The following is a 12654-nucleotide window of genomic DNA, read 5'->3' on the forward strand; positions in this document are numbered from 1 at the left end:
ACGAGATTTACGAGAAAGACTGCGGTTCGATTGCTTGGCATAGTGGTGTCGTCACGCCGAGAAGGGCAGTGGAGAGTTCTCGGACAGGATCACTTGGCTGGGCCCAAACGCTTCTGCCATTAGCTCGCGAATTTGCCGCATCGCAGGTCGATATGTAGCCAATTGGAAAGTCAGCGGGGCATCGTGCCAGCTTTCACCAGGAAGCAGTTCCCGACCGGACAGTCCATTGCCCCCCGATACCCGCCAGTACTTCTTCTCCGAGAAACGGATTTCCTCCCCTAGTCGATCCCGAAATTCGGGAATCAACGATTTTGCAGCCTTGTCGGCAATCAACATTACGAGTTCGCCCGGAGCACCGCGAAAGATGACATCGAATCCAAATTGTGCTGGGCAATAGGGACTGGCCACGGAAAAGCCCTTCAAAGCATGAACCGCCTTGTGGGCGGCACCATTCGTAGCTTGCCCATGAACGAGGATGAGCGCGCCTGAGGAGGGCGCGTTCCCTTCGGACGCCGGTATAGATCTGAGGAAATTAGCGAATGAAGCGGCTTCTGTTGCCGCAGAAGCAGTTGCCTGCATTGCCGCGGTGAATGCTTCCAGTTTTCCCGGCGCGTGCCTCATGGTTCCGTGGTCCAGATCGGCCTGAAACGCCGAAATATCCCGGTAAATGAACTCTGAGAGCGGCTCGTACAGAGGGTATCCCGACGAGATGACCTGGCACCCTGCCGTCAAGGCGGTCACTGCGCGATTCTGAGATTTTGCGGCGCTGAATGCTTGCGCGTTCACTGGCAGGAAGCATGCGAAGGCTTCGAGGAGCAGATCCCTCTCGTTGGATTCAGTCCACTGGTCTATCTTCGACCTGACCGGAAGCCGCCCAAGAAGCGCCAATCCATCGGCATCAAGCGCGCGTTCGTTTGTAAGCACGGTCAATTCGATATTCTTCTCAGCATTGGCCAGAGTTCGAAGCACTCCACCGAATGCTGCCAGATCATTCAGGCCGACTTTGAAGTGAGGGTTGTCGCCTACTCCGAACCACATCAGTTGAACGGTCTTCTCGGTCCGTGCCCGCGCAAGCTTGGAATGGAGCAACCTCGGGAGATCATCGAATTCGGCCGGGGCCGCGGGGTCATTCACAACGTGAGCAGGCAAGTCGCTCGTGTAGCCGTGCACGATTCGCGCCATCGCGGGGGTCGAGCAAATTGCGAATTGGCAGAGGGGCAAGAGCTGGCCGAGCCAGTTCCGATAACGCACAAGCCGGCTGTCCGAAGACTGACTGAAATAATCGTCGAACAGATCGACCCCGACCAACAATCCTTTCCTTCCGGCGGCGGCCGCTGCGACGAGGGCCCGAGCGTCGTGGCACTTGCTTATGAGGATTACATCGAAGTCAGTTTGGTCAACCGAGAAAGCGGCGACATCTTCAAGAGCAAGCGTAATGCCCATTCGCTCCAGGGGCGATTTCAGCCTCCCGTAGCGTATGCGCGCGCCGGCGTAGGTCTTGTATTCCTCCGACGGAATGAGAACCGCGATCCTCAAAGGAGTGACTCCAGGCGCATGGCATTTTGCGCCATAGGGGGCCGGAGCAGCGGCGATCCTTCGCCCCGCTCGGCCAAGTAACCGGCCGTGACCAGGGACGTGCAGACATGCATGCCCTCGTCCGATCGCATCGGTCCCGCTCGCTGGAGCCAACCCGCCGCAACCGAGGTTCGCGCTAGCCAGAAATCGCGCGGCGGCAAGGACGCCGGATAGTTCGAACGCCAGAATAGAGCCGACTTGGGAGGGTGGTCAGATCCCGAAACTCCAGCAAGCGTTCCCTGATCCGCGATCGCCGCATGCCATCCCTTCCCCCGCCTTTCCGCAGAGACGATGACGCAGGATGCCGATTTGGCTGCAGGTTCCTCAAGGATCGTTGAGAGTACTCGCGCCGTTCGATTGTCGTGGAGTGTCACGTTCGCACCGATGTAGCCCACGAACGGTGTTTCCACTGCAGCCAGCGCGAGATCTATCTCCGCGAACTCGCTCACGCGTCCGGGGAAAAGACGCCGGGCGAGCGCAAGGACCTCCGCGCCTGCGTTGCCGAGGAATGAAACTGCAGCGGGAAATGAAACTGCTTGAAGCGAAAGCGTCTCGATGGTCTGGGCGAGCCCACTCGATGTAGTTTCATCCGAAGCGACTAGCCACGTAATTGCACCCGTATCCTGTGGCCCCAGTGGTACGGGCTGAGCCACTGGGACAAGCAGCTCTGCATCGGTGGGCGCTCTACGATGCTGCCGAATTGCGGCGACGGGAGCCCTGCTTCCGAGTTGACTCACACCGCTCGGGACAAGTCTAGGCCAGGCTTCGGCATATCCCGGTACAGACGTTCTCAGTAGCTCAGCGTGCGTAATCGGCAATTCCGCCAAGGTGGCAGGCTTAGCTTGGTCCGAACCTGCCAGCACCACCGGAAGAACGACGTCGTTCGTAACCGGAGCCCCTTTTTCGCAGGAGGAGACCAGGATACTGATCGTAGGGATCATGTCAGCCGAAAGTCTCAGCCTGCTGCCGCGTTTGCCTCGACTGCCATCCACCTGGATAGAAGCTGCCAGGTAATCGACGCCCCGCTGATCTCCGGGGGTCGGCGACGAAGTCACCTCGATCCGCAGTACCTTTGAGAGCCAAGCTTGAATGTCCGCCTGGAACAATGGCTCGGACCCGTCACCGCCGTTCAGGTCAACCTCAAGCCCCCCCAAGAACGGTTCGCCAGTATCACTGAGGCTTGCCCGCAAGTGACCGGACAAAGCCTCACTATGACCAAGAATGTCGATGGCGCTTGGAGTTTCCTTGTTCGCTTCTCGCGCTAGCAAGAGCAGCTCGGGAAAATGCGCACCTCCCCGACAAAGCGACGGAAAAACAAGCATTTTCGAGCCGCGGATAGTGCCGTCAGGATCGGCCAAAACAAAAACAAGGGGGAAGAAGGGATTTCTCAGGTTCACATCGATGAAATCGGTGGCCGCGATCACAAGCCCTTCGCCAAGGAGCGCAAGGGAACCACCTTTTTCAGGATCGTGCTGGTACGCCCGAACGATGCACCCCGCGCCGTCCGCGCTCCATCTCGTGCGAAGACGGCCATCACCCGTTTGCCAAGCGTCAATGAGCGTCTCGGACGTCTCAACCGATCCCATTTCGATCGCTCGGACCTCACTCGAGGTGCTTGGGAAACCAGAAAAGCGCGCCAATTCCAAGAAGGAGGCCTGAAGGGAGGCACGGTGCCGGGCATCCTCAAGATAGCCGATAGGAATACCGTCGATCGAAACCAAACAAGGCCTGCTTCCATCGAGTTGGAAGCTGCGCGTCCAACGCGCAGGGGCTGACTTCGCGATGGGAAAGTTGGCACATGGAGCCGCCGGCCCGAACTCACTGTTGAATGCGAGGGCTGTAAACTCGGCGGGAACCGGAGACCGAGCCGAAATGCTGCGACCTTCAGACTGACCGAACTCAATATAATGAAGGAGCGGATTCTGGCCGGATCTTGCGACGTCGGGATTTGCCGTCAGATAGGTCGAGGTCGAGAATTCCGGTCCAGGATCGCGGCCCTCTCGGCTCCCATTCAGCAGGAAGTGCAACGCCGCATCGCACCCGGAATCGGCCACGTCAGGGTATTTTGATAGATACCACTCGGCATCGAAATACGAAGATCGTCGAATCTGCGCGACCCGAAACTCTCGAATCTTTCGATCCCCTCCACCGAGCGCTCTGCTAATCTGCATTCCAATCCGGTGGAGCATTTTGGCGGACTGCGCCGAAATGCGCCAAGGCAGGGACTGCCGCATCTCGAGAATGATCGCCTCTGCTTCCGCGAGACGAACCTGCGATTTTCGCAGCTTTTCTTGATCTCGGACAAGCTGGTGCTGAGTTGAGCGATACTTGCGCTTTACGTCCTTGAGCTCTGTTTCGAGCGCATCTTGTTTCTTGGCAAGCCGCTGGATTTGCTGCTCAGCTTCCTCATATCTTTCCGACTGACTACGGGCAGTAGCTTCGGATTTTGCAGCCAGCGCGTCCATCTCACGTCGATGGTGCTCATCGGAAATTTCGCGGCTCCGACCATATTCCTCAGCCGCACGAAAGGCTTCCTCCCGCATGCGATCGATCTGCCTCCGCAGATCATCTTGAACTTGCAGGCCTTCCGCTACCGCCTCTTCGAGCGAAGTTCGCTTTGCAATCGCGTCGGAAAGAAGCGTAACTGCGCTTGCCAATCTTTCTTCGAGCCGAGCCTGCGAAATCGATTGCTCGGCCAGAGTGGCCCTGATGGCATCGAGATCTCCGGTCGAGCGCCTTGCCCGTGCGAGTTCGGCGGCCGTTTCGTCAGCCTGCGATTTGAGACCGGCCATGCGCTTGCGATCGAGCCTGGCCCGCTCAAGGGCGTCCGATACCATAGGTCCCGTTCGATTGAGTTCGGCCCGGATTCGATCAAGGGTTTCAAAATCGACGGAAGATTCAGGCGTTCCCGTCGTCCATCCGAGAAGGACTCGATAGGCTTCGGAAATTTGCGGAAATCTCGCAAGCTCGATGAAGGCCTGCTCGTCCGCGATGCGGTGATGCCTAAGATCGGTGGAAAGAAAATCGGCCACCTTTTCGCCGTCGACTGAACTCGCATCGATTGGGATCTTTAGCGTCCTAGCGATGCGCTCCAGCACGGATTGCCAGTCATCCAGAAGTTGATCGAAAGTCAGGGCAACCCGAGGGAGCCCTCTCGTTCCCAACTCCGCATCAAGGAGATAACGCACCCAAAGGAGCAATCCGTATTCAGGGTCGAACCCGTTTCGTTGAGACAACGATTGCGCGACCTCCAGCGGATTGCGCAAAATCATTGGATAGCCAGTCCGCGCAGCCAACGTTGTGAAGACTGGCTGCCACAACCCCAGAAGACGACACATCCGAGGATCTTTAGCGACGATCGAAGCAGATCCGTCGTACTCGGATTTCAGAGTCTCTTGCGCGAGTTTCCGAAGCTGCTCCAGCTTGCGCCGCCCAAGCGAAGATAGCTCAACGTCCTCCACACCGTGCCAAGTTGTTCCTAAATCACGAAAAAGCTCCTCATTGAGAGATTTCACGGATTCGGATTCCCAAAGGCCTCGCTCATTACCTGCACTGGGCGGAAGGAGCGTTCGCGGCACAGCCAGTCCCGCCAAGCCAAGCATCCCAGCGAGCGCAGACGTCCCCGATCTGTGCATGCCGAGCACGACCACGGCATGTTCGAACTGGGGGACGCTCATCTTCTTGATTTTTCGCTATTTTCGTTGAAGGGATAGTTCGCTACCGACGGATTGCTATAAAGGGGTTTTCGAACGGGAAACAACCATGTTGTTGCCGTTCGTTCGATTAATTGAGATGGTGCGGGTGGTGGGGCTCGCCACAACGGATTAGCAGGATTTTGCTCGTTTGAGCGCGGGTGGAACAGGAATAGTAGATGCGTGATGCACAGTTACCCAAAATCTTCGTTGGTTACGACAGCAGGGAAGATATTGCGTGGCAAGTTTGCCGGCACTCCCTTCTTCGCCATGCCGACAATGCGTTGAATGTCATCCCTTTGCGCCAACCGGCTCTCCGGGAGCTTGGCTTGTACACGCGCTCACTGGACACCGGTGCGTCAACAGAATTCTCTCTTACTCGTTTCCTGACACCGTACCTGGCGGGACTTCATGGGTGGGTACTGTTCTGCGACTGTGACTTCTTGTTTACTGTGGATGTTAGAAACGTTTTCGAAGGTTTGGATGCGAGCAAGGCCTTGTATTGCGTCCAACATGAATACACCCCGGCCCAGCAGGTTAAGATGGATGGGAAGCAGCAAGCAGTCTATCCGCGGAAGAACTGGTCGTCTTTCATGCTTTTCAACTGCGACCACCCCGATGTTCGCTCGCTTACACCTGCGGTCGTGAATTCGGTAAGCCCGGCGTTCCTGCACCGGTTCGAGTGGATCAAGAACGAGTCCGCAATCGGCGCACTCGATCTGGACTGGAATTTCCTGGAGGGGGAATATTCGAAACCCCAGAAAACGCCTCGCGTGATTCACTTCACGAATGGCGGTCCATGGTTCGATGAATGGCAGAACTGCGATTACGCGGATCTCTGGCTCCACGAACGAGCCCTCTATCTAGAGGCGAATGCAGAGCGGGATGTCCGCGTTGCCGCGTGACTGCCGAAATCACCATCTGGAGATTGCGGCCAAGTAATCGATCGTCAACTTGAGGCGGCGTCTGATTGCGTTCGAACCATTGGCTAGCTGATGGAATAGCAATCCGAAATCGACGGCCGCAGTCTTTCTGTCGTCGAGTTTTCGGTACAGGTCCCAGAACCCATCAGCACCGAGCACCGGAATCAAGTTGAAGATTCCGTGGAAACCGAATGTCGGACCGACGGGGTCTCCCCGCTCAAAGGAAAATCGCTCGGCGAGTGAGCGATCCGCGAACTTGAGCCCCTTAAGCTCGAGGAATGTTCTATTCGTTCTGCAAATCGCAATGTCTTCCGGATGGCCGAGCACGAAGTGCGGATCGCGGCAAGCATCCATCAGCCTGCGGCTGCGAAGCGAGAATCCACCGTTTCCCACATTGTGGCCGTCAAGGAATTGGGGCCATGGGGCGCCGATGTAGTCGTAGTCCAGGAATCGTGGATCCCACCTCGCCGCATCCAGCACGAAGCCGTCCCACTGTATGATCAACGCGTGGGACGTCATCACATGCTCGCCGAGGCCGCGAAGCACGAATTCGGAATATTCTGCCCCGGACTTGAGAAGAGGGCCGTCGATCAAGCGGATCCGGGAATCTGAAACAGGGTGATCCGCCGCCCCGAACAGCAGGCAGTCTGCGAAGTCGATCCGGTCGAGGCAGATCTTCAACGCGCGTACAGTAGCCGTAACGTTTACCGATGCTGCCGCGCAGATGGTAACTTCGGGTAGAAGCAGTCGCGCCATCGGGTCAGACGGCAATAACGAATTGCTCGCAGAACGGGCTAAGATGTGGATGGTGATAAGGGTCGCGCTCGCAATCCGTGCCCCACTTGCGCTTCAGCGCCGCCAGTTCTCCCGCGAACCGCGTTCGGTTCAGCCTTGCCCGATCGTCCCCGCGGGACTTCGATTCGTGGTGGATCAAAGTAGCCCTTGGCTCATAAAATGACTGCCAGCCTCTCTCGTTGAGCTTCAAGCAGAGGTCCACGTCATTGAACGCCACGGGGAAGTTCACTTCATCGAAACCACCCGCCGCAAGAAACTTATGTCGTGCCAAGATCATGCAGGCGCCCGTGACCGCGTTAGTTCGCTGCGGGAGATTTGCTCGATTGAAGTAACCTTCTGCCTCCAACGCCTGGAAGCGATGAGCGTGACCTGCTCCGCCGCCTATGCCTGTTACCACCCCAGCATGCTGAATTGTGTGATCGGGATACAAGAGCCGGGCCCCCACCGCTCCGATGTCCGCGCGCATCGCCTGAGCAATCATGGATCGAAGCCAGGCCGAGTCCATCATCTCGACATCGTTATTGAGAAAACAAAGGTATTCAGTGCGAGTCTGTCTAACCGCCGCGTTGTTTAATGCCGAATAGTTGAACGGACCCGGAATATGCAGAATCCTAGCTCCCTGCCCTTCGAGCGAGTGGAGGTATTCGAGGGCTTCGGTATCATCGGTTCCATTATCGACGATCAAGATTTCGACGGCTGGGTAGTCCACTTGCTTCACGCCATTGATGCAATTGCGAAGCAGGGGGAGCTGATTGCGTGTAGGTACGATAACGGTGACCTCAGCCGCACTTGAAGCTCCAATTGCTCCAACTGCAGCGAGGCTCCTTGTTGCCTTTGGCCTTTGTCGCCGATGATGCAGCACCATCGGAATCCGCACAGGGATGTTTTCCGATGAAATTAGATCGAGGACCAGATCTCGGACCCAGCCTCCTGGCCGCAACTTTCGGAGCGCCGATGTCGAGACTTTCAAAATGCAGGAGTGGGTCACGAAATCATGGTGAGCGAACAATTCTGGATTCCAGCTCGGCTTGAAGTGCGGCAATTGCCGCTCTCCTCTGAGCCCGATCAGGTCATCGTCGGCATAGAAGATCGAGCTTTTGGGTAGGCGCCCGCCTTCCCCGGCGTAGGTATCCAGAGCGCTTTCCGAAAGTCTGTCGCCAGACCGGGCAATACATATCCACGACGCGTCAGGTACCAGTTCGGCCAGGTCGGTTGGCTCGGGAATCCAAACGAACGGCCCCATCTTGTCGGCGCCGCCGACAACTATCAATCGTTCCACACCCTTGAATGAAGAGATCGTTTCTCCGAGATTCTCCTCACTCTCCGTACAGTCTATCACGCCAATCAATGAGAACGCTCTTCCCGGGGCGGACGCGAACGACGTAGCGCGTGTTTTTGGCTCGATCTTTTCGATCCAAAGAGCGTAAGCGCTGGGCGACTTGCCAATCAGCTCGGCGAAGCGGTTTCGTGCGCGAAGACGCAAGCCGCGCAACCGCCAAACTACCGCCTCCAGATATCGCCATGGTTCCAAGCGAAAGGCATCAAAGTGGACGCGGAGCGTCAACTGCCGTCTGCGCCAGCCCCACTTCTCATTTTGCGGGGCTTTGGTGCTGTTCGGCAATCTCGATCGGTATTGTTTCAGCAAGGGAGCATTGCGCCAGTCGAGGGAGATTGCCTTCGCATGAATCGAATCCATGGTCGGCAACGACCTGCCAACCCCTTGCGTGTAGCCGGCAGTACGCCTTCGGCCTAGCCGAGACCTAATCGAAGGAAGTCGTGCACATGGACAATGCCGACCGGGTTTCCGGGATTTATTGAGGCATCGCTATCAAGAACGAAGACGCTCGTGATTGCGTTCTCGTTCAGGAAAACGAGCACGTCTTCAGCAAGAGTTTCCAAGGAAACCGTCTTCGGGTTGATTGTCATAACCTGCTCGGCGGTTGCAGTCGGCAGGTCGTCGAAATGGCGACGAATGTCGCCATCAGTGATGACTCCAATCAGCCTGCCAGTGGCATTCACCACGCCCGCGATGCCGAACCCGGTGGACGTCATGGTTATAATGACATCCCGCATCTCCGCCGACTGGCTGACGAGAGGCAATTTGCTCGGACCATGCATGATCTCGGAGACGGGGGTCAAGCGAAGCCCTAGCGATCCGCCCGGATGAAGGACCTTCATGTCATCGCGTGAGAATCCGCGCATATCCATAAGAGCCATGGCGAGCGCATCACCGAGCGCGAGCTGCATCGTGGTGGAGGTCGTCGGAGCAATGTTCGCGGGGCATGCTTCCCTGGCAGCGGGTAGGCAAAGCTTGATGTCGGCTCGCTCGATAACAAGGGATTCGCGTTTCGATGCGACGCCAATCACTTTGACCCGAATGGTCGACGCATAGCGGAGAAATGCCCTTAGTTCGCTCGTGTTTCCCGAGTTCGAAATGACGACCAGAACATCTCCGGCAACCAGCATTCCGAGATCGCCGTGAGCCGCCTCGGCAGGATGGACATAAATCGCAGGTGTCCCTGTGGCCGCAAGCGTCGCAGCCCACTTACGTCCGATATGACCGGATTTGCCCATACCGGTCACCACCACCCGGCCAGGGGCCGCCAAGATGGCGTTGCAAGCATCGACAAACGAGGCGTCGAGCGCCTGCGCCAAGACGCTTAGCGCCCGAGCTTCGATGCTGATTACTTCGGAACCACGACGGAGAATCGAGCCGTCGCAAGGCTGCGTCCGCAGGATAGGCTGAACTGTCACTGGCCCCTCTTCGCAAATACAGTTTCAGGCACCGAGCTCGCCTGTCGAATATCACCTCAATGAGGAAACATCCGCTTAGTCGTCCTTGCTTTCATATTCCAGCATCGACGACGGGATTTGACCTAATTCGGTCAATGGTGTTGCGGCATGACATCACGATCGTGCCGGGTAAAGGCAAAATTTGCTCCAAAATCAGTCGAAGCCCGCGGATGAACCGAGGATGAACTACCGTACGGTCGTGTTATTCGCTATTTACTCTATAACAATCAGCGGAATATTAATTCCGTCGACTTCGGAGCGTTCTCAATTCTGAGGCATTTGGCAGCATGAACGGCCGAGGCGGATCTCCTCGTGCATGAGGTTGCTGATCGCATATGGATTGCCGATGACAGGATTCATTACGAAAACAAGACGATATTGGCGAAATCGGGGCGGTCATCACCGTTCAGTCAAGATCGTGTTATAAGTTAGGTCCTATTTGACAGGAGCTGAGTTTGTTCGCCGAATGACTGTTGCGGATTTGCAATACCGGCATTTGCATTAGACAATTTCTGACGTGTGACGCTTGACTGTTTGCCCCCAGCCGTGCTGCCCACGGGAGCGAACATTGTGAAAATGCCGCAGATTTAAGAGTTTCGAAGACAATTGTTGTTTAGCGGGAACCACCCCGCGGTTCTGGGTTTAATAGTCACTCCTTGTGTAGAGAAAGGGGATTTTTCGATGAGGCTAGTTCGTATCGGTGCCTTCACGGCGTTAGCTTTGCTGGCGACCTCACAGGCGAGCGCCCAGTCGCTGTACGGAATCCGTGCAGAGGCGAATGTGGGCGTCGATCGCTTTTATTCCGAAGGCAACCATGACAACCACCTCGGTTACGGTGGTGAGATTGGCGCCGATTTCGACCTCGGTGGATTCGTCGTAGGTCCCTACGGCAGCTACTGGATGTCGAAGGCAGAGAACGTCACGCGTGACGGTCCGGGCGTCGCATATCGCAAATCGTTCGAAGAGTGGGGCGCGGGTCTTCGCGCCGGTGCTCTCGTTACGCCGTCGACCCTGATTTACGCCAAGGGCGGCTGGGTCATCAACGAGCAGCGCAAGTTCTTCGACGCCGACAATCCACTCGGCAGCTACTACAACCACTTCCGCACCCGCGGTTGGCAGGTTGGCGCTGGTGTCGAACAGAGCGTCAGCAACATGTTCTACGTGAAGGGCGAAGCCCGGTATTCAAACTACCGGACGAACTCCTCGCGTCTGGCCATGCTGGTCGGTGCCGGCATCCGGTTCGGTGGCGCTGAAGCCGCCCCGCCGCCCCCTCCGCCACCGCCGCCGCCTCCGCCGCCGCCCCCGCCGCCTGCTACGCAGACGTGCCCGGACGGCTCGGTGATCCTGGCGACCGAGGCCTGCCCGGCTCCGCCGCCGCCGCCGCCTCCGCCGCCGCCGGCGCCAGAGCGCGGCTAAGCAGCCAAGCAAAGAGAACCCCGGGAGAGTCGCCTCTCCCGGGGTTTTTCTTTGTCCAAAGTGTGAAGCCTAGGCGGGAGCGCCTGCCGATTTCGTGCGGGCCTGGAAGCTCTTCCGGAGCTTCTGCAGCTTTGGTGGAATTACGGCGATGCAGTAGGGATTCCGCTGACCTTCGCCTTCCCAATACTGCTGGTGATAATCCTCGGCGGGGTACCAAGGGCCGTTCGCCTCGATCGTCGTGACGATCTTCCCACCCCAACCCGGGTTTGAGCGTTCGATCCCTTCGCGAGCCTGGCGACTTTGCTCGTCGTTCTGAGGGAAGATCGCGGACCGGTACTGGGTGCCGATGTCGTTGCCCTGGCGATTGAGCTGGGTCGGATCGTGCGTCGCGAAGAAGATATTGAGCAGGTCATCGTAGCTGACGACATCCGGGTCGAAGGTGACCCGGATCGCCTCGGCGTGACCTGTGTCACCGCCGCAAACCTGCTTGTACGTCGGATTGGCGACCTCGCCGCCAATGTAGCCGCTCTCGACCTTGGTCACGCCGACCACATCGTTGAATACGGCTTCGGTGCACCAGAAGCATCCGCCTGCAAATACGGCGACGTCTTGGGCCATTATCCGCTCCTGCTAATTCGGGGAGCGACTAATGTAGGTTCGATCAGCCCTGCTTATAAGATGCCTTGAGGCTGGCGAGTTCCAGCCGCTTGCCAACCCATTCCGCCAGTTCCTCGAACGTCAGCGGCTCGTCGAAAACGATCCCGGCCTTACGGTCCGAGTACCACCGGATCTCGCCGCGGACAGGCCGCAGGCTCTCGACCACCACCACGACCTTCTTGCCGAGGCAATATTCCTCGATCGGCTCGACCTTCATTCCGCCGAGCGACATGTCGTGCACATCGACGGTGTAGTAGATCTTGTCGACGCGAAGCGATGCCTTGCAGCTAACTTCCAGTCGGGGCGGCCGCGATCGGAAGCCGTGACGGGGCTTGCGGCCCGCCAAAAGCTCACCCAGGTCGATGTTCTGATCGAACTTCACGCCGATCGTGCCTTCGCGGATCCAGACGATTGAGCCCGGAATCTTCTGAGAAGACAGTTCGACGGATACTTCATCACCAACCGACACCGGCTGCCCGGCCTCTGCCATCAGGCCACCGGCGGATACGTTGCGAACACGGATCAGCTGCTCGCCCGAGGGACCGTCCAGCTTGGCGACGCGAAGCATCGGAGCGACGCGCTCCTCATTGCGACGCTCCGACGGGCGCGGAACGGCAGTGCTGAGCGAGAAAGTGGTCGAATCGAATGTACCGTCTTCCACACTGGGAATACGGATTTCTCTCCGACGAATGAGCGATCCGAACATGAAATGCGCTCCGGCGAGCTAAAAACCAATGCTCTCCGTTACTAAGTTACGGTTAAGAAGCCGTTTCATTTGTTTGACGTGCACATGCTTTCAGGCG

At 57.5% G+C, this 12654-nt stretch carries 9 protein-coding genes; 2 read left to right on the forward strand and 7 right to left on the reverse strand.

What is annotated here, in order from left to right:
• Positions 1 to 51 precede the first annotated feature (51 nt).
• Positions 52 to 1536, reverse strand: coding sequence for a hypothetical protein (locus ABD928_RS02020; RefSeq protein ID WP_345165575.1), 1485 nt, complete (start codon positions 1534 to 1536; stop codon positions 52 to 54).
• A complete protein-coding gene (locus ABD928_RS02025; RefSeq protein ID WP_345165578.1) occupies positions 1533 to 5090 on the reverse strand; it encodes a hypothetical protein in 3558 nt (1185 codons plus the stop codon). Before ABD928_RS02025 ends, ABD928_RS02020 begins: the two co-directional genes overlap by 4 nt.
• Positions 5091 to 5446: 356 nt before the next feature.
• On the opposite strand from ABD928_RS02025, the gene ABD928_RS02030 reads away from it, so the two are divergent.
• Complete coding sequence (locus ABD928_RS02030) at positions 5447 to 6172, forward strand: hypothetical protein (RefSeq protein ID WP_345165581.1); 726 nt, start codon at positions 5447 to 5449, stop codon at positions 6170 to 6172.
• A 9-nt stretch (positions 6173 to 6181) separates the two neighbouring features.
• Here ABD928_RS02030 and ABD928_RS02035 read toward each other — a convergent pair whose 3' ends face one another.
• Genes ABD928_RS02035 through ABD928_RS02045 form a run of 3 tightly spaced genes read right to left on the reverse strand, consistent with a single transcriptional unit; the run spans position 6182 to position 9739 of the window.
• Positions 6182 to 6946, reverse strand: a complete 765-nt coding sequence (locus ABD928_RS02035) for a DUF5672 family protein (RefSeq protein ID WP_345165584.1) — start codon at positions 6944 to 6946, stop codon at positions 6182 to 6184.
• Positions 6947 to 6950: 4 nt separating this feature from the next.
• Positions 6951 to 8681, reverse strand: a complete 1731-nt coding sequence (locus ABD928_RS02040; RefSeq protein ID WP_345165586.1) for a glycosyltransferase family 2 protein — start codon at positions 8679 to 8681, stop codon at positions 6951 to 6953.
• A gap of 53 nt (positions 8682 to 8734) precedes the next feature.
• Positions 8735 to 9739 (reverse strand): KpsF/GutQ family sugar-phosphate isomerase, encoded by a 1005-nt coding sequence (locus tag ABD928_RS02045; protein ID WP_223276218.1) that lies wholly within the window; start codon positions 9737 to 9739, stop codon positions 8735 to 8737.
• A 720-nt stretch (positions 9740 to 10459) separates the two neighbouring features.
• Between ABD928_RS02045 and ABD928_RS02050 the strand changes: the two genes are divergently transcribed.
• Entirely contained in the window at positions 10460 to 11194 is a 735-nt protein-coding gene (locus tag ABD928_RS02050; protein WP_345165588.1) for an outer membrane protein, read from the forward strand.
• Positions 11195 to 11263: 69 nt separating this feature from the next.
• On the opposite strand, the gene msrA is transcribed toward ABD928_RS02050, so the two are convergent.
• Positions 11264 to 11812: a peptide-methionine (S)-S-oxide reductase MsrA gene (gene msrA / locus ABD928_RS02055; protein ID WP_187714246.1), complete on the reverse strand. Its 549-nt coding sequence runs from the start codon at positions 11810 to 11812 to the stop codon at positions 11264 to 11266.
• Positions 11813 to 11855: 43 nt separating this feature from the next.
• The gene (locus tag ABD928_RS02060) at positions 11856 to 12512 is read right to left on the reverse strand and encodes a PilZ domain-containing protein (RefSeq protein WP_345165591.1); all 657 of its coding nucleotides are present in this window, start codon (positions 12510 to 12512) and stop codon (positions 11856 to 11858) included.
• Positions 12513 to 12654: the final 142 nt, after the last annotated feature.

Source organism: Sphingomonas daechungensis, assembly GCF_039543105.1.
GTDB classification, from domain to species: Bacteria; Pseudomonadota; Alphaproteobacteria; order Sphingomonadales; family Sphingomonadaceae; genus Sphingomicrobium; species Sphingomicrobium daechungense.

Coding starts and splice junctions, on each gene's coding strand:
- ABD928_RS02030 (WP_345165581.1), top strand. CDS start 5,447: ATGCGTGATGCACAGTTACCCAAAATCTTCGTTGGTTACGACAGCAGG.
- ABD928_RS02035 (WP_345165584.1), bottom strand. CDS start 6,946: ATGGCGCGACTGCTTCTACCCGAAGTTACCATCTGCGCGGCAGCATCG.
- ABD928_RS02040 (WP_345165586.1), bottom strand. CDS start 8,681: ATGGATTCGATTCATGCGAAGGCAATCTCCCTCGACTGGCGCAATGCT.
- ABD928_RS02050 (WP_345165588.1), top strand. CDS start 10,460: ATGAGGCTAGTTCGTATCGGTGCCTTCACGGCGTTAGCTTTGCTGGCG.
- msrA (WP_187714246.1), bottom strand. CDS start 11,812: ATGGCCCAAGACGTCGCCGTATTTGCAGGCGGATGCTTCTGGTGCACC.